The sequence below is a fragment of the Nocardioides agri genome, assembly GCF_013778305.1.
Taxonomy (GTDB): Bacteria; Actinomycetota; Actinomycetes; order Propionibacteriales; family Nocardioidaceae; genus Nocardioides; species Nocardioides agri.
Genome location: NZ_JACEIC010000002.1, coordinates 2,537,031 through 2,558,254 on the forward strand (window position 1 = coordinate 2,537,031; position 21,224 = coordinate 2,558,254).

The 21,224-nt window shown below is 73.2% G+C and carries 17 protein-coding genes; 8 read left to right on the forward strand and 9 right to left on the reverse strand.

The window, feature by feature from the left end; all coding sequences use genetic code 11:
• Positions 1–104: 104 nt before the first annotated feature.
• From acs to HZF07_RS16855, 3 genes are all read right to left on the reverse strand, one after another.
• Entirely contained in the window at positions 105–2,090 is a 1,986-nt protein-coding gene (gene acs, locus HZF07_RS16845; RefSeq protein ID WP_181645297.1) for an acetate--CoA ligase, read from the reverse strand.
• Positions 2,091–2,156: 66 nt separating this feature from the next.
• Complete coding sequence (locus tag HZF07_RS16850; RefSeq protein WP_157343209.1) at positions 2,157–3,761, reverse strand: solute symporter family protein; 1,605 nt, start codon at positions 3,759–3,761, stop codon at positions 2,157–2,159.
• Positions 3,758–4,117: a DUF485 domain-containing protein gene (locus HZF07_RS16855; protein WP_181645298.1), complete on the reverse strand. Its 360-nt coding sequence runs from the start codon at positions 4,115–4,117 to the stop codon at positions 3,758–3,760. The genes HZF07_RS16850 and HZF07_RS16855 overlap by 4 nt, the downstream gene beginning before the upstream one ends.
• 242 nt (positions 4,118–4,359) lie before the next feature.
• Between HZF07_RS16855 and HZF07_RS16860 the strand changes: the two genes are divergently transcribed.
• The 8 genes from HZF07_RS16860 to HZF07_RS16895 all read left to right on the forward strand — a co-directional run bounded on the left by HZF07_RS16860 (position 4,360) and on the right by HZF07_RS16895 (position 14,509).
• Positions 4,360–5,817, forward strand: coding sequence for an MFS transporter (locus HZF07_RS16860; protein WP_157343212.1), 1,458 nt, complete (start codon positions 4,360–4,362; stop codon positions 5,815–5,817).
• Positions 5,817–7,829, forward strand: coding sequence for a molybdopterin oxidoreductase family protein (locus HZF07_RS16865; protein ID WP_181645299.1), 2,013 nt, complete (start codon positions 5,817–5,819; stop codon positions 7,827–7,829). Before HZF07_RS16860 ends, HZF07_RS16865 begins: the two co-directional genes overlap by 1 nt.
• Positions 7,826–9,163 carry an FAD-dependent oxidoreductase gene (locus tag HZF07_RS16870; protein ID WP_181645300.1) on the forward strand — a complete coding sequence of 446 codons (1,338 nt, stop codon included), beginning with the start codon at positions 7,826–7,828 and terminating at the stop codon, positions 9,161–9,163. Before HZF07_RS16865 ends, HZF07_RS16870 begins: the two co-directional genes overlap by 4 nt.
• The gene (nirB, locus tag HZF07_RS16875; RefSeq protein ID WP_198346412.1) at positions 9,160–11,688 is read left to right on the forward strand and encodes a nitrite reductase large subunit NirB; all 2,529 of its coding nucleotides are present in this window, start codon (positions 9,160–9,162) and stop codon (positions 11,686–11,688) included. Before HZF07_RS16870 ends, nirB begins: the two co-directional genes overlap by 4 nt.
• Positions 11,685–12,011, forward strand: a complete 327-nt coding sequence (gene nirD, locus HZF07_RS16880; protein ID WP_181645301.1) for a nitrite reductase small subunit NirD — start codon at positions 11,685–11,687, stop codon at positions 12,009–12,011. The genes nirB and nirD overlap by 4 nt, the downstream gene beginning before the upstream one ends.
• A complete protein-coding gene (locus HZF07_RS16885; protein ID WP_181645302.1) occupies positions 12,011–13,126 on the forward strand; it encodes a uroporphyrinogen-III synthase in 1,116 nt (371 codons plus the stop codon). The genes nirD and HZF07_RS16885 overlap by 1 nt, the downstream gene beginning before the upstream one ends.
• Positions 13,126–13,752, forward strand: a complete 627-nt coding sequence (locus tag HZF07_RS16890) for a sirohydrochlorin chelatase (RefSeq protein WP_157343219.1) — start codon at positions 13,126–13,128, stop codon at positions 13,750–13,752. Before HZF07_RS16885 ends, HZF07_RS16890 begins: the two co-directional genes overlap by 1 nt.
• Positions 13,753–13,846: 94 nt before the next feature.
• Entirely contained in the window at positions 13,847–14,509 is a 663-nt protein-coding gene (locus HZF07_RS16895; RefSeq protein WP_157343225.1) for a GAF and ANTAR domain-containing protein, read from the forward strand.
• A 9-nt stretch (positions 14,510–14,518) separates the two neighbouring features.
• On the opposite strand, the gene HZF07_RS16900 is transcribed toward HZF07_RS16895, so the two are convergent.
• The 6 genes from HZF07_RS16900 to HZF07_RS16925 form a co-directional block, all read right to left on the reverse strand.
• Positions 14,519–16,471 carry a SpoIIE family protein phosphatase gene (locus tag HZF07_RS16900; RefSeq protein WP_157343235.1) on the reverse strand — a complete coding sequence of 651 codons (1,953 nt, stop codon included), beginning with the start codon at positions 16,469–16,471 and terminating at the stop codon, positions 14,519–14,521.
• Positions 16,472–16,560: 89 nt separating this feature from the next.
• Positions 16,561–18,090: a sodium/solute symporter gene (locus HZF07_RS16905; RefSeq protein ID WP_309504804.1), complete on the reverse strand. Its 1,530-nt coding sequence runs from the start codon at positions 18,088–18,090 to the stop codon at positions 16,561–16,563.
• Entirely contained in the window at positions 18,087–18,491 is a 405-nt protein-coding gene (locus HZF07_RS16910; protein WP_181645303.1) for a DUF485 domain-containing protein, read from the reverse strand. The genes HZF07_RS16905 and HZF07_RS16910 overlap by 4 nt, the downstream gene beginning before the upstream one ends.
• Positions 18,488–19,228: a LytR/AlgR family response regulator transcription factor gene (locus HZF07_RS16915; protein WP_157343237.1), complete on the reverse strand. Its 741-nt coding sequence runs from the start codon at positions 19,226–19,228 to the stop codon at positions 18,488–18,490. Before HZF07_RS16915 ends, HZF07_RS16910 begins: the two co-directional genes overlap by 4 nt.
• 25 nt (positions 19,229–19,253) lie before the next feature.
• The gene (locus tag HZF07_RS16920; RefSeq protein ID WP_157343240.1) at positions 19,254–20,369 is read right to left on the reverse strand and encodes a sensor histidine kinase; all 1,116 of its coding nucleotides are present in this window, start codon (positions 20,367–20,369) and stop codon (positions 19,254–19,256) included.
• A 17-nt stretch (positions 20,370–20,386) separates the two neighbouring features.
• The gene (locus HZF07_RS16925; protein WP_157343243.1) at positions 20,387–21,211 is read right to left on the reverse strand and encodes a class I SAM-dependent methyltransferase; all 825 of its coding nucleotides are present in this window, start codon (positions 21,209–21,211) and stop codon (positions 20,387–20,389) included.
• Positions 21,212–21,224 lie beyond the last annotated feature (13 nt).

Sequence of the window (21,224 nt, forward strand, 5' to 3'; positions counted from 1 at the left end):
GGACCGCCGACCAGACTTCCCGGCACACCTGTGTCCACCCTACAAAGGCCGAGTCGGCGCCGTCCTCCCCTGACCCGGGCGAGGACGGCGCCGACTCTCGGTGGTCAGTCCTCGGCGGTTCCGGTGAGGCCCTGCGAGATCAGGTCCATGACCGAGGAGTCGGCCAACGTGGTGACGTCGCCGACCTCGCGGTGCTCGGCCACGTCGCGCAGCAGGCGGCGCATGATCTTGCCGGACCGGGTCTTGGGCAGCTCCGGCACGACCATGATCTGCCGCGGGGTGGCGATCGGGCCGATCTCCTTGCGCACGTGCTGGCGCAGCTCGGCGACGATGTCGTCGCCGCCGTCGCCCGCCTCCTCGCGCAGGATCACGAACGCGCACACGGCCTGCCCGGTGTCCTCGTCCTTGGCGCCGACGACCGCGGCCTCCGCGACCTTGGGGTGGGAGACCAGGGCGGACTCGATCTCGGTGGTCGACAAGCGGTGGCCGGAGACGTTCATGACGTCGTCGACCCGGCCGAGCACCCAGATGTCGCCGTCGTCGTCCTTCTTGGCGCCGTCGCCGGCGAAGTAGAAGCCCTCGTTGCGGAAGCGCGACCAGTAGGTGTCCTTGAAGCGCTCGTCGTCGCCCCAGATCGTGCGCAGCATCGACGGCCACGGCTGGGTGAGCACGAGGTAGCCGCCGGAGCCGTTGGCCACCGGCTCCCCGGCCTCGTTGACGACCTCCGCCGCGACACCGGGGATCGGCGTCATCGCCGAGCCGGGCTTGCCGTGCGTGACGCCCGGCAGCGGGCTGATCATGATCATCCCGGTCTCGGTCTGCCACCAGGTGTCGACGACCGGGGTGCGGTCGCCGCCGATGACGTGGCGGTACCAGACGTAGGCCTCGGGGTTGATCGGCTCACCGACCGAGCCGAGGATCCGCAGGCTCGACATGTCGTAGCGGTCGGGGATCTCGCGGCCCTGCTTCATGAACGAGCGGATCGCGGTGGGGGCCGTGTAGAAGATCGTGACCTTGTAGTCCTGGATGATCTTCCACCAGCGGCCGCGCTCCGGGCTGTCGGGGACGCCCTCGTACATCACCTGCGTGACGCCGTTCGCGAGCGGGCCGTAGACCATGTAGGAGTGCCCGGTGACCCAGCCGATGTCGGCCGAGCACCAGTAGACGTCGGTCTCGGGCTTGAGGTCGAAGACCGCCCAGTGCGTGTACGACGTGCCGGTCAGGTAGCCGCCCGTGGTGTGCAGGATGCCCTTCGGCTTGCCGGTCGTGCCGGAGGTGTACATGACGTAGAGCGGGTGCTCGGAGTCGAAGGACTCCGGCGTGTGCTCGGTCGAGGCGCCGGCGACCGCGTCGTGCCACCAGACGTCGACGGCGTCGTCCCAGCCCCCCTCGCCCAGGTCCTGGCCGGTGCGCCGGACGACGAGCACCTTCTCGACGTCGTGCCCCTGGGCGGAGCTCTTCTCGCGCGCCTCGTCGACCGCGGGCTTCAGCGCGGCGGCCGAGCCGCGGCGGTAGCCGCCGTCGGAGGTGACGATCACCTTCGCCTGGCAGTCGACGAGCCGGGAGGCGAGCGCCTCGGAGGAGAAGCCGCCGAACACGACCGTGTGGGGGGCCCCGATGCGCGCGCAGGCCAGCATCGCGACGACGGCCTCGGGGATCATCGGCAGGTAGATCGCGACCCGGTCGCCGGCGGTGACGCCGAGCTCGGTGAGCGCGTTGGCGGCCTGGCAGACCTCGTCCTGGAGCTGCGCGTAGGTGAGGTCGCGGGTGTCGCCCTCGGGCTCGCCCACCCAGTGCAGCGCCACCTTGTCGCCGCGACCGGCCTCGACGTGCCGGTCGACGCAGTTGTACGCCGCGTTGAGCCGGCCGCCCACGAACCACTTCGCGAACGGCGGGTTCGACCAGTCGAGCACCTGGTCCCACTGCTGGGTCCAGTCCAGACGCCCGGCCTGCTCGGCCCAGAACGCCTCGGGGTCCGCGGCCGCCCGGTCGTAGGCCTCGGCGGTGAGGTTCGCGTGCTCCGCGATCTCGGCGGGCGGCTCGAACCGCCGGTCCTCCTTGAGCAGGTTGGACAGGGTCTCTTCGGTCACGATCTCTCCTGCAGACGTAGTGGTACCCGCCACACTAGGACGTGGCGGGTACCGGTCGGGTAGGGGTCAGTGGATGACGGCCTTCTCGGCGCCGGCACCCGTCAGGGCGCGGACCTCGAGCTCGGTGTAGCGCTCCGCCGTGTCCGGCTCGTTCGACGTGACCGTGCCGAGCCAGCCCAGGAAGAAGCCCACCGGGATCGAGATGATGCCGGGGTTGCTGAGCGGGAACCAGGACCAGTCGTGGTCGGTGAAGAGCGCGGTCGGCGAGCCCGAGACGACCGGTGAGAAGAACACCAGGCCCACGCTCGCGATCAGGCCGCCGTAGATCGCCCACACCGCACCGCGGGTGTTGAACCGCCGCCAGAAGAGGTTGTAGATCAGCGACGGCAGGTTCGCCGACGCCGCCACGGCGAAGGCGAGCGCGACCAGGAACGCGATGTTGAGCTTCTGCGCGGGGATCGCCAGCAGGATGGCGATGCCGCCGATGACGAACGCCGCGATCTTGGCGACCCGCACCTCGTCCCGCTCGCTGGCCTGGCCGCGGCGGAACACCGTCGCGTAGAGGTCGTGCGCGACCGACGACGCCGAGGTCAGCGTCAGCCCGGCGACCACCGCGAGGATGGTCGCGAACGCCACCGCCGAGATCAGCGCGAGCAGCACCGCGCCGCCCGTCGTGCCGTCGCCACCGCCGACCGCCTCGGCCAGGAGCGGAGAGGCCAGGTTGCCGCCCGAGAGAGCGACCTCGCTCTCCGGGCCCGTGTCGAGGAGCGCCGCGGCGCCGAAGCCGAGGGCCAGGGTCATCAGGTAGAACGCGCCGATCAGGCCGATCGCCCACAGCACCGAGGTGCGCGCCGCCTTCGCGGTCGGCACCGTGTAGAAGCGGATCAGGATGTGCGGCAGGCCCGCCGTGCCGAGCACGAGCGCGAGGCCGAGGCTCAGGAAGTCGATCTTCGACGTCGTGTCGATGCCGTACTTGAGGCCGGGCTGGAGGAACGCGTCGCCCTTGCCGGTGTTGGACGCCGCGGCGCCGAGGAGCTCGGAGAAGTTGAAGTCGAACTTCGCCAGCACCAGGATCGTGATCAGGATCGTGCCGCCCATCAGCAGCACGGCCTTGACGATCTGCACCCAGGTGGTGCCCTTCATGCCGCCGACCGTGACGTAGAAGACCATGAGGAGGCCGACGATCACGATCGTCAGGTTCTTCGCGGCGTCGGAGTCCGCGCCGAGCAGCAGCGCGACGAGCGCGCCCGCGCCGACCATCTGGGCGAGCAGGTAGAAGATCGACACGACGACCGTCGACGTCGCCGCGGCCGTCCGCACCGGGCGCTGCCGCATCCGGTAGGCGAGCTGGTCGGCCATCGTGTAGCGGCCGGAGTTGCGCAGCAGCTCGGCGACCAGCAGCAGGGCTACGAGCCAGGCGACGAGGAAGCCGATCGAGTAGAGGAAGCCGTCGTAGCCGAAGAGCGCGATCGCTCCGGAGATGCCGAGGAACGACGCGGCCGACATGTAGTCGCCCGAGATCGCCATGCCGTTCTGGAAGCCGGAGAAGCCGCGGCCGCCGGCGTAGAAGTCCGCCGCGCCCTTGGTCTGCCGGCTGGCCCAGAAGGTGATGCCGACCGTGACCAGGACGACCAGGATGAAGAGGAGCGTGGTGAGGGTGTCGCTGCTCATGCCGCACCGCCCGTCCGGTCCTCGTAGCGCCGCTCGAGGTCGCGGGCGAGGGGGTCGACGTTCCTGTTCATGAACCGGGCGTAGAGCCAGGCGATGACGAACGTCGTCAGGAACTGGAGCAGCCCGAAGACGAGGGCGACGTTGATGTTGCCGACGAGCTCCTTGCTCATGAAGTCGGTGGCCCAGTTGCTCATCACGACGTAGAGCAGGTACCACGCGAGGAACGCGACGGTGGTGGGGAAGACGAAGCTGCGGAACTTCCTCCTCAGCTCCGCGAACTCCGGGGTGGCATGGAGCTCGTCGTAGAACGGATCGTGTTCACGGGCGTGGTCGTGGGACTGGTCGAGACTGGACACGGGCGGCACCCTTCTCGCGGGATGTGATGGCGGTCACGGTAAGGACCTGGCGGTACCCCGAGTGAGTGGTGCGCACCGGTTCCGCGCCGAGCGGGGCGATCGGCGTCGGTGAGCGGTCGGGTCCGCGCGACGAGCGGTCACGGCGGTGAGGCCGTGAGGGTCGTGAGGTCGTGAGGGGAAGTTGACCTCTCCGGTACGACGACCTGGTCCGGCCGTTACCTGCGCCGCCGAGATTGGTGCGCATGACGAGCACGCAGACCGGCAGGTGGATCGACGACTGGCGTCCGGAGGACCCGGAGTTCTGGGAGGGCGGCGGCCGTCGGGTCGCGCGCCGCAACCTGGTGTGGTCGATCTTCGCCGAGCACCTCGGCTTCTCGGTGTGGCTGATCTGGAGCGTCAGCTCGGCGCTCCTGCTGCAGATGGGCTTCTCCTTCAGCCCGCAGCAGCTCTTCCTGCTGGTCGCCCTGCCGAACCTCGTGGGGTCGCTGCTCCGGCTGCCCTACACGTTCGCGGTGCCGCGCTTCGGCGGGCGCAACTGGACGATGATCAGCGCCGCGCTGCTGCTGGTCCCGACGCTGCTGTTCGCGGTCGCGGTGCAGGACCCCGGCACGCCGTACTGGGTGTTCTGCCTGATCGCCGCCACGGCCGGCTTCGGCGGCGGCAACTTCGCGAGCTCGATGGCCAACATCAACTTCTTCTACCCGGCCGCCAGGAAGGGCGCCGCGCTCGGGCTCAACGCCGCGGGCGGCAACGCCGGGGTCGCGATCATCCAGCTGCTGCTGCCCGTCCTCGTCGGCGGCGCCGGGATCTTCGGGCTGGTGCAGGCATCGGCCGGCGGCATCCACCTCGAGACCGCCGGGTTCGTGTACGCCGGGCTGGCGATCTGCGCGGCGGTCGCGGCCTACCTCTGGATGGACAACCTGACCGTCGCGACCGGCAGGCCGCGCGAGCAGCTCGCGGTCGTGCGCAAGCGGCACACCTGGATCATGGCCTTCCTCTACATCGGGACGTTCGGCTCGTTCATCGGCTACTCCGCGGCGATGCCGCTGCTGATCAAGCTGAACTTCTGGGTGCCCGAGCCGGCGCCGCTCGGCACCGGCATCTACTTCGCCTACTTCGCGTTCCTGGGCGCGGCCGTCGGGTCGCTCACCCGGCCCTTCGGCGGCTGGCTCGCCGACAGGTACGGCGGCGCGCGGGTCACGCTCGGTGCGTTCACCGCCATGGTGGTCTTCACGCTCGGCGTGCTGTGGACGCTGACCCGGCTCACCCCGAACCCGGGAGCCGACCCGGCGGTGGCCACCGACAACCAGGCGTGGTTCCCGTGGTTCCTCGGCTTCTTCCTGCTGATCTTCGCGGCCACCGGCATCGGCAACGGCTCGACGTACAAGATGATCCCGGCGATCTGGCGCCGCGAGGCCGAGACCACGACCGAGGCGGGCTCGCCGGAGCGCACGGCGGCCCTGGCGACCGCGACGAAGCAGTCCTCGGCAGCGCTCGGCGTCATCGGCGCCGTCGGTGCGCTCGGCGGCTTCCTGATCCCGCTGGCCTTCAGCTCGCCGTGGGTCGACGACCCGCTGTCGGCGACCCGGGGCGCCTTCGTCGTCTTCACCTGCTTCTACGTCGTCTGCGCACTGGTGACGTTCGGGGTCTACCTCCGCCGCCCGTCGCGTGCCGCGAAGCTGGCGATGGCCGGGGTCTGATGAAGACGCACTGTCCCTACTGCTCGCTGCAGTGCGGCATGACGCTGGCCCGCGAGGGTCGGGCGCTGGAGGTGCAGCCCTGGCCGGAGTTCCCCGTCAACGAGGGGGCGCTGTGCCGCAAGGGCTGGACCGCCACCGGGTTGCGCGGCCACCGCGAGCGGCTGACCACGCCGCTCGTGCGCGACCGGGCGACCGGTGAGCTGCGGGCGGCGGAGTGGGACGAGGCGCTCGACCTGGTCGCTGCCCGGCTGCGCAAGCTGCGCGCGTCGTACGGCGCCGACGCGGTCGCGGTCTTCGGCGGCGGCGGCCTGACCAACGAGAAGGCCTACCAGCTCGGCAAGCTCGCCCGCGTCGCGCTGGGCACCTCGCAGATCGACTACAACGGTCGCTGGTGCATGTCCTCGGCGGCGTCGGCGTCCAATCGGGCGTTCGGCATCGACCGCGGGCTGCCCTTCCCGCTCGTGGACGTCGAGCGGACCGACGTGCTGGTCCTGGTCGGCTCCAACCTCGCCGAGACGATGCCTCCCGCGGCTCGGCACCTCGACCGGCTGCGCGAGAACGGCGGGCACGTCGTCGTCATCGACCCGCGGCGCACCCCGACCGCCGAGCGGGCGGACACCTTCCTCCAGCCGGTGCCCGGCACGGACCTGCCGCTGGCGCTGGGCCTGCTGCACCTGCTCGACGGGATGGGCGCCGTCGACGAGGAGTACGTCGCGGCGCGCACCGTCGGCTGGCCCGACGTCCGCCGCGCGGTCGCCTCGTGGTGGCCGGAGCGGGTCGAGCGGGTGACCGGCGTGCCGGCGGCCGAGCTCCGCGCACTGGCCACGCTGCTGGCCGGGGCGGGGAAGGTCATGGTCCTCACCGCCCGCGGGGCCGAGCAGCACGCCCAGGGCACCGACACCGTGCTCGCCTGGATCGACGTGGCGCTCGCCCTCGGCATGCCCGGGCGGCCGCACGCCGGCTACGGCTGCCTCACCGGCCAGGGCAACGGCCAGGGCGGCCGCGAGCACGGCCAGAAGGCCGACCAGCTCCCGGGCTACCGGATGATCGACGACCCCGCCGGACGGGCGCACGTCGCGGGTGTCTGGGGCGTCGACCCCGACTCGCTGCCCGGGCCGGGACGCTCGGCGTACGAGCTGCTCGACGCGCTCGGCACCGACGGCGGCCCGAAGGCACTGCTGGTGTTCGGCTCCAACATCGTGGTGTCGGCGCCCAACGCGACGCACGTCGCCGGCCGGCTCGCCGACCTCGACCTGCTCGTGGTGGCCGACCTGGTGATGAGCGAGACCGCCGCGCTCGCAGACGTCGTGCTCCCGGTGACGCAGTGGGCCGAGGAGACCGGCACGATGACGAACCTCGAGGGCCGGGTGGTCCTGCGGCAGCAGGCCGTCGCCCCGCCGGCCGGGGTGCGCTCCGACCTCGAGGTCGTCGCCGGCCTCGCCGAGCGGCTCGGCCACGACTTCTCCGCCGACCCCGAGGAGGTCTTCACCGAGCTCGGCCGGGCGTCCGCCGGCGGGCGGGCCGACTACTCCGGGATCACCTACGACCGGATCCGCGAGGAGCACGGGGTCTTCTGGGGCGGCGCGCGCCTCTTCGCGGAGTCGTTCGCGCACGAGGACGGCCGCGCCCGGTTCGTCGCGGTCGAGCACCGCGGCCCGGCCGAGCCGGTCGACGCGGCGTACCCGCTGCACCTGACGACCGGCCGGGTGCTCGCGCAGTACCAGTCCGGCGCCCAGACCCGGCGGATCGCCGACCTCCCCGACGCCGGGCCGTACGTCGAGCTTCACCCGATGCTGGCCCGACGGATCGGCGCGCGGGACGGTGAGCCGGTCGTCGTCGCCACCCGGCGCGGCGAGCTGAAGGCGCCGGCGCGGGTGGTCGACACGATCCGCCCGGACACGGTCTTCGTGCCGTTCCACTGGGTCGGGGCCAACCGGCTCACCAACGACGCGCTCGACCCGGCGAGCCGGATGCCGGAGTTCAAGGTCTGCGCCGCGGCGGTGACGGCGTGAGGACCGTCGTCGTCGGTGCGGGCCTGGCGGCCGCGCGGCTCGCCCAGGAGCTGTCGGACGTCACGGTGCTCGGCGACGAGCCGCACCCGCCGTACAACCGGATCCTCCTGTCGGCGGTGCTGGAGGGCACGCACGACCCGGCGGCGCTCCGGATGCCGGTGCCGGCCAGCGTCGACCTGCGCCTCGACGCGCGGGTCGTGGAGATCCACCGCGAGGACCGGGAGGTCGAGCTCGCGGACCGCAGCCGGGTGCCCTACGACCGGCTGGTGCTGGCCACGGGGAGCATCCCGACCCTGCCACCGATCCGCGGGCTGGTGCGGCTCGACGGCCGGCTCGACGAGCGGGTGCACGCCTTCCGGACCCTCGAGGACTGCCGCCGTCTCGACGCCGCCGTGCCCCACGCGCGCAACGCCGTGGTCGTCGGCGGCGGCCTGCTCGGCCTCCAGGTCGCCCGGGCGCTCGCCGTCCGCGGGCTCGCGACCGAGGTCGTCGAGGGTGGGGAGCACCTGCTGCGCAGCCAGGTCGACGCGCGCGCCGGCGCGATCCTGGCCCGCTACCTGACGAGGCTCGGGACCGCTGTCTACACGGGCGCCCGCGCCACCAGGCTCACCGGTGCCGGCCTGGTGCTGGACAACGGCTGCACCCTCGACACCGACCTCGTCGTGCTCACCGCGGGCGGCCGGCCGTCGACCGCGCTCGCGAGGCGGGCCGGGCTCGAGGTGCGCCGCGGCATCGTGGTCGACCACCACCTCCGCACGAGCGACGAGCACGTCCACGCGATCGGCGACTGCGCGCAGCACGGCGACCAGGTGACCGGGTTCGTGCCGCCCGCCTGGGAGCAGGCGGGACTGCTGGCCCGCCACCTGCGCGGCGAGGACGTGGCGTACGACGGGGCGCGCACCGTCGCGCGGCTCCGCGCGACCGACCTGGACGTGGCCGTGCTCGGCGACCCGGAGCGCGCCGCCGGCCAGGTGGTCGAAGTCTCGAACCCGGTGACCGGCACCCACCGCAAGCTCGTCGTCCGCGACGGCGTCATCGTCGCCGCCACCCTCGTCGGCGACCTCTCCCGGATCGGCCTGATCACCCAGCACTACGACCGGGCGACCGTGCTCGGCCGGCACGAGCCGGGCGAGCTGCTGACGAACGACCGGCCGGCACCGCCGGTCGCCCTCCCGGACGACGCGGAGGTCTGCGCGTGCGCGGGCGTCAGCGCCGGCCGGATCCGCGCCTGCGCCTCGGTCGACGAGGCCCGCGACACCACCCGCGCCACCACCGGCTGCGGCGGCTGCACCTCGGCCGTCCGCCAGCTCGTCCTGGAAGGAGCCCCCGTATGAGCCCGCACCTGAGGAAGACGCTCGTCGTCGTCGGCCACGGCATGGTCGGCCACCGCTTCGTGCAGGCCGCGATCGAGCGCGGCCTCACCGAGACCCACGACGTGGTGGTCGTGGGCGAGGAGCCGCGGCCGGCGTACGACCGGGTCGCGCTGACGTCGTTCTTCGAGGTCGGCGCCAAGGCGCTCAGCCTGCTCCCGGCGGGCCGGTACGACGACCCGCGGGTGACCCTCCGCACCGGCGCGGAGGTCGTGGCGGTCTCGCCTCGGCAGCGGATCGTCACGCTCAACACCGGCGAGGACCTGCACTACGACGAGCTGGTGCTGGCGACCGGCGCCTACCCCTTCGTGCCGCCGGTGCCGGGCAAGGACCTCGACAACGTCTTCGTCTACCGCACCATCGAGGACCTCGAGGCGATCCGCAAGGCGGCCAGGAAGGCCAGGAGCGGCGCCGTCGTGGGCGGCGGGCTCCTCGGCCTCGAAGCGGCCAACGCACTGCGGCAGCTGGGCCTGGAGACCCACGTCGTCGAGCTCGCACCGCGGCTGATGGCCGTCCAGGTCGACGCCGCGGGAGGCCGCACCCTGAGCCGGCACGTCGAGCAGCTGGGCCTGACCGTGCACACCGGCGCCATGACCGAGGCGGTCCTCGGCACGGGCAAGGTCACCGGGATGGCGCTCAAGGACCGCAAGTCGCTCGACGTCGACCTGGTCGTCTTCTCGGCCGGCATCCGGCCGCGGGACGGCCTCGGTCGGGGCGCCGACCTGGCGGTCGCCGAGCGGGGCGGCATCCTGGTCGACGAGCACTGCCGCACCAGCGACGAGCACATCTACGCGATCGGCGAGTGCGCGGCGCCCGGCGGCGTGATGTACGGCCTGGTCGCTCCCGGCTACGCGATGGCGGAGGTCGTCGTCGACACCCTGCTCGGCGGCGCCGGGACGTTCACCGGCGCGGACATGTCCACCAAGCTCAAGCTGCTCGGTGTCGACGTCGCCAGCTTCGGCGACGCGCACGCGACGACCGAGGGCGCGCTGGAGCTCGTCTACTCCGACGCCGTCGCGGGCGTCTACAAGAAGCTGGTGATCAGCGAGGACGGCAAGCAGCTCCTCGGCGGCGTGCTCGTGGGCGACGCGTCGGCGTACGGCATCCTGCGGCCGATGCTCGCCACGGCGACCAACCCCGGCATCGAGCTCCCCGAGAACCCGGAGGACCTGATCCTCCCCACAGGACGCGGTCTCACCGACATCGGGCTGCCCGACGCGGCGCAGGTCTGCTCGTGCAACGACGTCACCAAGGCCGACATCGTCGCGGCGGCCGCCGCGGGCACCACGACCCGGGCGGGTTCGACCTGCGGGTCGTGCAAGGTGCAGACGAAGAGGATCATCGAGGACTACTACGCCAGCCAGGGCGAGGTCGTCGACCGCAGCATCTGCGAGCACTTCCCGCTCACCCGGCAGGAGCTCCTCGACGTCGTCGCGGTCCACGGGTACCGCAGCTTCGACCAGGTCGTCGAGGCGCACGGCACCGGTCGCGGCTGCGACGTCTGCAAGCCGGCGATCGCCTCGATCCTGGCCAGCCTCCTGGGCGGGCACGTGCTCGACGGCAGCACCCGCACGCTGCAGGACACCAACGACGCCTACCTGGCCAACATCCAGCGCAACGGCACCTACTCCGTCGTCCCGCGCATCCCCGGCGGCGAGATCACCCCCGAGGGGCTGATCGTGATCGGCGAGGTGGCCCGCGACTTCGGGCTCTACACGAAGATCACCGGCGGGCAGCGCATCGACCTCTTCGGCGCCCGGATGGAGGAGCTGCCGGCGATCTGGCGCCGGCTCGTGGACGCCGGCTTCGAGTCCGGGCACGCCTACGGCAAGGCGCTGCGCACGGTGAAGTCGTGCGTCGGCTCGACGTGGTGCCGGTACGGCGTGCAGGACTCGGTGGGCCTCGCGATCGACCTCGAGCTGCGCTACCGGGGGCTGCGCTCGCCGCACAAGCTCAAGGGTGGCGTGAGCGGCTGCGCCCGCGAGTGCGCCGAGGCGCGCGGCAAGGACTTCGGCGTGATCGCCACCGAGAAGGGCTGGAACCTCTACGTCGGCGGCAACGGCGGCGCCACCCCCGCCCATGCGCGGCTGCTGGCCGGCGACCTCGACACCGAGACGCTGGTCCGCTACCTCGACCGGTTCCTCATGTACTACGTCCGCACGGCCGACCGGCTGCAGCGCACCGCACCCTGGATCGACGCGCTCGACGGCGGGCTCGACCGGGTCCGGGAGGTCGTCGTGGACGACGCGCTCGGGCTCGGCTCCGAGCTCGAGGCGGCGATGGCGCGGCACGTGGGCGGCTACTTCGACGAGTGGCGGGCGACCATCGACGACCCCGAGAAGCTGGCCCGCTTCGTGTCGTTCGTCAACGCCCCCGACGTACCCGACCCGCACATCAGCTTCCGCGACGCGCGCGGGCAGATCGCCCCGGCCGACGTCGACGGTCCCGTCGTGCTCGGCTCCACGATCCCCGTGGGAGCGCCCCGGTGACCCCGGTCTGCCGGCTCGACCAGATCGAGGTCGAGGGCGGCGTGGCGGCGCTCGTCGACGGCGTCGCGGTCGCAATCTTCCGGACACACGACGGAAACGTCTACGCGATGTCCAACTACGACCCTTTCTCCAGGGCATCGGTGCTGGCCCGCGGGATCGTGGGGGACCGCGGCGGCACGCCGTTCGTGGCCTCGCCGATGCACAAGCAGGCCTTCGACCTGCGCACCGGGCAGTGCCTCGACGATGCGGCGGTCCGGGTCCCGACGTACGACGTCCGGGTCGACGGCGGCGTCGTCCTGGTCGGTCCACCGCAGGAGACGTAGTGACAGAGCACCTTCCGTTGAGCGGCTTCCGCATCGGCGTGACCGCGGCGCGGAAGGTCGACGAGCAGGTCACGCTGCTCGAGCGCCGAGGTGCGACGGTGGAGTGGGCACCGGCGCTCTCGCTGGACCCCAACCACGTCGACGACGCCGAGCTGCGCGCCGCGACCGAGCAGGTGCTCGCCCAGCCGGTCGACATGTTCCTGGCGACCACCGGGATCGGCATGCGGACCTGGCTGGACGCCGCCGAGCGGTGGGGCCTGCTGCCCGACCTGCTGACGACGCTCGGCTCCGCCGAGATCCTGGCCCGCGGCCCGAAGAGCGTGGGGGCTCTTCGGCGTCGTGGGCTCCGGGAGCTGTGGGCGCCGGAGTCGGAGTGCTTCGAGGACGTGCTCGAGCACCTCCGCGGGCGTCCTCTCGAGGGCCGGCGGATCGTCGTGCAGGAGCACGGCCAGTCGCTGTCGATGGTCGCCCACGCGCTGCGCCGCCGCGGCGCCCACGTCACGACGGTCACGGTCTACCGGGTGCAGCCGGCCGGAGACCCGGAGCCGGTGTTCAAGCTCGTCGACCTCGTCTGCGACCGGGCGCTCGACGCGGTGACCTTCACCTCCGCCCCAGCGGTCGCCGCGCTGATGGACGCCGCTGGCCCGACGGGCCGGCGTGACGACCTCGTCGGGGCGTTCCAGGCCGACGTGGTCGCGGCCTGCGTGGGGCCGGTGACAGCTGCGGCGTTCGAGCTGTGGGGGGTGCCGACGATCTATCCGGACCGGTCGCGGCTGGCCGCGATGGTCAAGCAGCTCGAGACCGAGCTGCCGTCGCGCCGCTCGGGCCTCACCATCGAGCTCGTCGGCGGCCACCAGCTGCTGCTGCACGGCGAGGAGGTGCTGCTCGACGGCAGCGAGGTGCGGCTCTCGCCCGCCCCGGCGGCGGTGCTCAACGCGCTCGTCGCCAACCCGGGCAACGTCGTCTCCCGCCCGGCGCTGCTGGCGATGCTGCCCTCCGGCACTGCGGGCTCCGAGCACGCCGTCGAGATGGCGGTCGCCCGGCTCCGCGCCGCGCTCGGCACCCGCGCCGTGCAGACCGTGGTCAAGCGCGGCTACCGCCTGGCGGTCGCCTGATGCGCCTCGTCACCGTCGCCCACGGCACCCGCAGTCCGGCCGGCAACGCCGTCGCCGTCTCGATCACGGCCGCCGCCGGCGCCCGGCTCGGGCTGCCCGCGGTCGCGGCGTACGTCGAGCTGGCGGAGCCGCTCCTCTCGACCGTGGCCGCGTCGCCGATGCCCTCGGTGGTGGTGCCGCTGCTGCTCTCGACCGGCCACCACGTCCGACACGACGTCGGCGCGGGCCGGGCGCTGGGACCGGACCCGCTGCTCGCGCGCGCCCAGGTCTCCCGCCTGCTGGCCGCGGGCGCGCAGCCCCGCCAGCCGGTCGTGATGGTCGCCGCGGGCTCGCAGGATCCGCTCGCCCTGCGCGACCTCCTCGTCGCGACGACCCACCTGGCGCAGGCGTGGGGTGGCCCGGTGCGCCTTGCAACGCTGGGTGGGCTCGGCGAGCGTCCGGCCGACGTGCTGCGCCCGGGCGACGCGGTCTCGCCGTACCTGCTGGCGCCGGGCCACTTCCACGACCGCTGCCGCGACGCGGCGGCCGGCCACGTGGTCGCCGACGTCATCGGCCCGCACCCCGCGGTCGTCGACCTCGTCGTCGAGCGCACCATCGGGCTGCTCGCCGCGCGGCGGTCGGCGTAGCCCTCCCCCGGCCGAAGTGCGTACCGTGCAGGAACGGCCGTCGCCCGGACGACCCCACCACCTGACGTGCCCCCCTCAGCGGAGGGAGCAGACCATGAGCGCCGACGCCGAGCCCGAGCGCAGTGCGCGGGAAGCCGCACTCCAGGACCTGGCGGCGTCCGCCGCCAGCACCGTCCCCGGCGCCGACGCCGTCAGCATCACCGTGCGTCGGGATCGCTCGTCGATGCAGACGCTCGCGGCGACGGCCGCGCTCGCCGAACGGGCCGACCGCCTCCAGTACGAGTTCCAGGAGGGCCCGTGCTACGAGGCCGTCACCGACAACCGGTTCGTGCTGGTCAACGACCTGACCGCGGCCGTGCAGTACCCGCGCTACGCGCCCCGCGCGGTCGAGCTGGGCATCGGAGCCCAGGCCGCGGTCCAGCTCCTGCACGACGGCGAGAACGCCGGTCTGAACATGTACGCCTCTACGGCCGGAGCCTTCGACCGCGCCACCGTGCAGATCGCCGAGCTGTTCGCGTCCCACGCCGCCACGCTGCTCGGCTACGCCGTCCAGGTCGAGCAGCTGAGCGAGGCGCTGCAGGCGCGCACCGACATCGGCATGGCGGTCGGCATGGTGATGGAGCGCTACCAGCTCGACCGTGAGCGGGCCTTCGCCTTCCTCGTCCGCCTCTCCAACAACCGCAACGTCAAGCTCCGCGTGCTCGCCCGGCAGCTCATCGACGGCACCTTCGAGGGCGGCACGCACGATCGGCCCTGAGCCCGGCGGTCACCGCTCGAGGTGGGGCGCCGCGTCCTCGGAGTCGAGGCGGGCCAGGTGGAGGACGTGCTGAGCGGTCGTGCCGGGTGCGGCGACCACGGCCACCGTGACGCCCTCGGCCGCTGCCGTGGCGAGCACGTCGACCAGCGCTTGGACGCCGACCGAGGCGAGCAGCGTGACGTCGTTGAGGTCGATCTGGAGGCGCGCGCCGGGGCGGCTGGTGTGCAGGAAGAGCGCGGCCCGGAAGGACCCCGCGGACGCGGTGTCGACGGCGCCGTGGACGCGCAGCGTCGCGCCGTCGTCGGTCGTGTCCGTCCGGAACCGCTCCTCGCCGGCGCCCGCCGTCGTCGTGGTGCGGTCCGCGCCGGCCAGCAGCTGCACCTGCCGCGCGAGTGCGTGGCGCAGCGTGACGACGGTCCCCCCTGGAACGCCCGCCGGGGAGATCGTGACGTGGTCGATGAGCTGGTTGACCATCATCAGCCCGCGGCCCCGGCCTTCGCCGAGCGGGCTGGGCCCCCGCCACCGGCCGTGGTCGGAGATGCGGACGACGGCGTCGCCCGTCGCCTCGAGGGTCGCGGTGAGACGCCCCGGCCGGGCGGCGCCGTCCGACTCGGCGTCCCGGTAGGCGTGGTCGAGGATGTTGGTGACGACCTCGGTGGCCGCGTGCTTGAGGGCGAACGCGTCGACGTCGGCGACGCCCAGCGGCTTCAGCCAGTCGTCCAGGCTCCGGCGTACGGCGTGGGGGGTGCGCGGGTCGGCGTCGAACGTGAGGTCGAGCGGCTCGGGAGGCGGCACGCGCTGCGCGGCCAGGAGGGTGATGTCGTCGCTGTAGCCGCCGTCGCGGACGAGGAGCTCGAGGGTCTGGGAGCTGACGCGGTCGGTGGCGAAGCCGGCGTCGCGGAACGCGGTGCCGTCGTGGCTGCGGCGCGCGACCGTCGCGAGGTCGATCGTGGCCCGAGCCGGCTCGCGGCCGGGACGCTCGATGATCCCGTCGGTGTAGAGCAGCAGGACCTCGCCCTCACCGAGGTGTGCCTGGGCGGTCGGGAAGCCGTGGCCGGAGGCGAGCGGGCCCGCGCCGGTCGGGCGGAGGTACCTGGTCGCGTCGCCGGCGACGAGGAGCGGGGGCGGGTGCCCGGCCGTGCAGTAGGTCAGGTCGCCGGTCGCCGGGTCGAGGTCGACGACCGCCACGGTCGTGGCGGTGGCCTCGGGGTTGCGCCGGGCGGCGCGGTCGAGCGCCTCGAGCGCCTCGGTGATCGGGACGCCGGCCGAGAGTCGTTCGCCGAGGACGGCCCTGGTCTGGCCCATGAGGGCCGAGGCCGCCACGCCGTGGCCCACGACGTCGCCGACGACCAGGATGGTCCGGCCCGTCGGGAGCGCGATGACGTCGAGCCAGTCGCCGCCGGCCGCGGCGTCGTCCTGGGCCAGGAGGTAGCGGCCCGAGGTCTGCAGGCCCGGGACCACCGGCAACGCGTCCGGGAGCAGGCTGTCCTGGAGGGTGAGGACCACGGCGCGGGCATGCTCGTAGCGCCGTTCCGCGTCCTTGCGCTGCGCCTCGACCTGAAGGCGGCGGTTGGTCTCGTCGGTGACGTCGATCGCGTGCCCGACCACGCCCCGCACCGTGCCGTCCGGGTTACGCCAGGGCGCCAGCCAGAACGAGGCGTAGAAGTCGGTGACGCCGCCCGGGAGGTCGACCTGGACGCGCCAGTCGTGGTTGGCGATCGGCTCGCCGGTCTCCATCACGCGGTGGTAGAGCTCGGCGAACCCCTGACCGACCGCGCCGGGGAAGGCCTCGCTGTAGGGCAGCCCGAGCAGGTCGCGTCCCCCGGCCATCGGCCGGAGCAGGTCGTTGGCCGCGACCAGGCGCAGGTCGGGCCCCTCGACGACCAGTGAGACGATCCCCCCGTCCCGGAAGGCGCCCACCATCGCCTCGACGCTACCGAGGTCGGCGATGTGATCGTCCATCGTGACGCGGACCTCCGGACGTGGGTCGCGAGCGTGCTCTGTCGGGGAGTAGGTACCCAACGACCGTGGCGGGACTCCGTTCGGGCGGCTCAGGACCTGGCGGGCTGCGGCGCCTGCCCGGTCGCCTCCGGCAGGTGCAGCCGCGCGAGCAGCCGGCCGGCCGAGACCGGGACCCGCTGCGGCGTGAGGCGTGAGACGACCACCATGGTCACGAAGGCCAGCGGCACCGTCCACGCCGCCGGCTGGCTCATGAGCACGTCGGCCCAGCTCTCGGTCGTGCCGACCGCGACCGTCCAGCCGATCGCGACGGCCGAGCCCACGAAGCCGACGCCGAGACCGGCGAGCGCGCCCGCGTCGGTGAGGCGCCGCCACCAGATGCCGAGCAGCAGCAGGGGACAGAAGGTCGCGGCCGCCATCGCGAACGCCAGCCCGACCGCGCGGGCGACCCCGATGCTCGGCACCAGCAGCGCCAGCACCCCGGGCACCGTGACGGCGACGACCGCACCGAGCCGGAAGGCCGCGACGCCGCCGAGCCGCCGGCCCGACCACCAGGCGCGGCCGGTCACGTCCTGGCTGAGCACGCCCGCGACCGCGATGCACAGACCCGACGAGGTGGACAGGAACGCCGCGAACGCGCCGGCGGTCACGACCGCCGACAGCAGCTCGCCGAGGGGGCCGCCCACCATCACCGCGGGCAGCTCGAGCACGAGCGCGTCCGACTTCCCGGGCACCGCCAGCTCGGGTGCGTAGATGCGGCCGAGCGCGGCGTACACCGGCGGCAGCACGTAGAAGACGCCGAGGAGCACGAGCACCGCGAGCGTCGTACGGCGCGCCGCCCGGCCGTCGGGGTTGGTGTAGAACCGGACGACGACGTGGGGGAGGCCCATGGTGCCGAGGAACGTCGCGACGATCAGGGAGTAGGTGACATAGAGGCCCCGGCCGCCGGAGCCGAGCGGCGAGAGCCACTCTCCTCCGACCGGGACCCGCGGCGCCCCGTCGCCGAGCCACACCGAGATCAGCAGCAGGGCCGGGACGAGCAGCGCGGTGAGCTTGAGCCAGTACTGGAAGGCCTGCACGAACGTGATGCTGCGCATCCCGCCGGAGGTGACGTTGGCCAGCACGACCAGCCCGACGATGACCGGCCCCACCCAGGTCGGCGCGCCGACCGCGAACTGGAGCGTCAGCCCCGCGCCCTGGAACTGCGGCACCAGGTAGAGCCAGCCGATCGCGACGACCAGCAGCGTGCACACCGCCCGGACCGGCCGCGACCCGAGCCGGGCCTCGGCGAAGTCGGGCAGCGTGTAGGCGCCCGACCGTCGCAGCGGCGCGGCGACCAGCACCAGCAGCAGCAGGTAGCCGGCCGTCCAGCCGACGGGGTACCAGAGCATGTCGGCGCCGTTGAGCAGCACCAGCCCGGCAACGCCGAGGAACGACGCGGCCGAGAGGTACTCGCCCCCGATGGCGCTGGCGTTGAGCCGCGGGTGCACGGTCCGCGACGCGACCAGGAAGTCGCTGGTGGTCCGCGAGAAGCGCATCCCCCAGGTGCCGATCAGCAGCGTGGCGAGCGTGACGAGGACGATCGCCACGATGCCGGGCGCGGCGTCCAGGCCGGAGTTCACCGCTCGTCCTGCACGATCTCGTCGGGCGGGAGCGCGGCGGCCAGCTCCGCGAAGTCGGCGTCGTTGCGCTCGGCGCGCTTGATGTAGGCCCAGCCGAGGGCGACGAGCGCGGGGTAGACCAGCGCGCCGAGCACCAGCCACGAGAGCGGCAGCCCGAGCACCTGGTGGGTGGCCAGCCCGGGCAGCAGGTGGAAGACCAGGGGCAGCGCGCCGACCGTCACGCCCAGGACCGCCAGGATGCCGATCGCGAGGCGCAGCTGCTCGCGGACCAGGGAGCCGACGTACATCCCGCCCAGCCGGGTGCCGTCGTCGACCTCGGCGGACCGGGCGGCCGGCGTACGTCGGCGCGGTGGGCCGGTCACCCGCACGCGCTCGGGCGGCGGACCGGCGTCCTGGCTCACGGACCCGGCCTCGGCGTGCGGTCGCGGACGAGCAGCTCGCGCAGCGCCCGGGTGTGCCGACGGCTGACGCCGAGCTCGACCGCGCGCTCGCCGACGACGACCGTGCAGCGGCCGCCCTCCATCCGGACCTCGCGCACGTGGCCGAGCGCCACGAGCAGGGACCGGTGGATGCGCACGAACCCGGCGTCGGCCCACTCCTCCTCGAGCGTCGTGAGCGGCACCCGCAGGAGGTGCGAGTCGGTGGCGGTGTGCAGCCGGGCGTAGTCGCCCTGCGCCTCGACGTGGGTGATGTCGCTGCGGTGCACGAAGCGGGTCACGCCGCCGCGCTCGACCGCGACCTGGGCGTCGCGCCCGGCCGGTGGGGCGACGCCCTCGACCACGCCGACGACGCGGCGCACCGCCTCGGCGAGCCGTTCGGCACGCACCGGCTTGAGCACGTAGTCGACCGCGTGCACGTCGAAGGCCTCGACGGCGTGGCCCTCGTGGGCGGTGACGAAGACGATCGGCGGCGGGGTGCGGAACTGGCCGAGCACCTGCGCGAGCTCGAGGCCGGTCAGCCCGGGCATCTGGATGTCGATGAAGACCACGTCGACGTCGGTCGCCTGGAGGATCCGCAGCCCGTCGGTCGCGGCGTCGGAGGTCAGCACCTCCCCGATCCGCGGGTCCTGCTCGAGCAGGTAGCGCAGCTCGTCGAGGGCCGGAGCCTCGTCGTCGACGACCAGCGCCTTCAGCCTCATGAGGGCCTCCTACCCACCTGGACGCTCATGCGTGCACGCCCGCCGAGAACTTCGGCACCCGGACCACGACCCGGGTGCCGGCCCCGCGCGCCGTCTCGACGACGAGCCCGAAGTCGTCGCCGAACGCGTTGCGCAGGCGGCTGTCGACGTTGCCGAGCCCGGTGGAGTCCAGGGCCGCGTCGCCCGCGAGCGCGCGTCGTACGACGTCGGGGTCCTCGCCGGCGCCGTCGTCCTCGACCTCGATCACGCAGTCCTGGCCCTGGTCGCGCGCCTCGATGCGGATGTGGCCACCGGCCTCGGCGTCCTCGAGCCCGTGCCGCACGGCGTTCTCGACGAGCGGCTGGATGCACAGGAACGGGACGGCCACCGGCAGCACCTCGGGCGCGATGCGCAGGGTCACCCGCAGCCGGTCGCCGAAGCGGGCCTGCTCGAGCAGCAGGTAGCGCTCGATCGACCGGAGCTCCTCGGCGAGCGTCGTGTAGTCGCCGTGGCGGCGGAAGGAGTAGCGGGTGAAGTCGGCGAACTCCATCAGCAGGTCGCGGGCCCGGTCCGGGTCGGTGCGCACGAAGCTGGCGATCGCGGTGAGCGAGTTGTAGATGAAGTGCGGGCTGATCTGGGCGCGCAGGGCGCGGACCTCGGCCTCCATCAGCCGGGTGCGGCTCGCGTCGAGCTCCGCGAGCTCGAGCTGGCCGCTCACCCAGCGCGCGACCTCGTCGACGGCCCGCGCCAGTCCGGCGGTCGCGTGGCCGGTGAAGGTCTGCAGGGTGCCGACCACGCGCTCCTCGACGACCAGCGGGCTGACGATCGCGGTGCGGATCTCGCAGCCGGAGACCGGGCAGGAGATGTCGTCACGGTCGAACATCCGGGTGCTGCCGCGCTCCAGCGTCGCGACCGCGAACGCCGCGCACTGCGCCTCGTGGTGCTGCCCGCCGCCGTGCCACGCCAGTGCGGTCGCGGTGTCGGTGAGCGCGACCGCCGGCGTGCCGAGGAGCGCGTGGAGGTGCCGGACGCTGCGCTCGGCGCTGTCGTGGTTGAGTCCGGTGCGCAGCGCCGGCGCGGCGAGCGACGCGCTGTGCAGCGTGCGGAAGGTGGCGCGATCGGCCTCGGTGCCCAGGTGCCGGCGGCGCCACGGTCGCGTCATCGGCTGCTCCCGGGCGGCTAGCGGAAGTCGATGAGAAGCACGTCGGGGTCGACCTTCTCGGCGTCGGTGGCGGCGTCCTGGGTGCCGGTGCCGCCGGTCGGACCCACCGACTGCCGGGCCACGACGGTGGCGCGGAAGCACTCGGCGACGTAGGGCAGCTGCATGCCGTCCATGCCGCGGCCGTAGTCGTCGTAGAAGGCGACGACCTCGGCGAGCTTCTGGCTCTGCCCGGCCTCGTCGAGCACGGCGACGTTCGAGCGGGAGAGCACCAGGTCCTGGATCGAGACGCGGTCGACGACCTGCCAGTGCCGGAAGCTCTCGTGCTCCGGCTCGGCGAAGTGGTCGGACTCGGAGAGCGGGGTCGCCGCCTCCTCCATGTCCTGGTGGCCGATGAGATCGCCGAGCCTGCGGACCCACGGGATCCGCTCGTCGCGCTGGTTCCACACGAGGGCCAGGTGGCCGCCCGGCCTGAGGACCCGGGCGATCTCGGGGAGCGCCCGCTCGGGGTCGAACCAGTGGAAGGACTGGCCCGCGACGACCACGTCGTACGACGCGTCCGCGGCCGGCAGCTCCTCGGCGCCGGCGACCGAGGTCGGGACGTCGGGCAGCCGCTCGCGCAGCTTGGCGAGCATGGCGTCGTCGGGGTCGGTGGCGTGCACCTCGTGGCCCAGGGCGAGCAGCGTCTCGGTGAGCTTGCCGGTGCCGGCCCCGACCTCGAGGACGGTGACCGGCTGCTCGCCGACCAGCCACGCGACCGCCTCGGCGGGGTAGCCGGGCCGGCCGCGGTCGTACGCGTCGGCGACGGAGCCGAAGCTGCGGGCGGGGTCGGGCTGGTCACTCATCAGGGTCACGCTA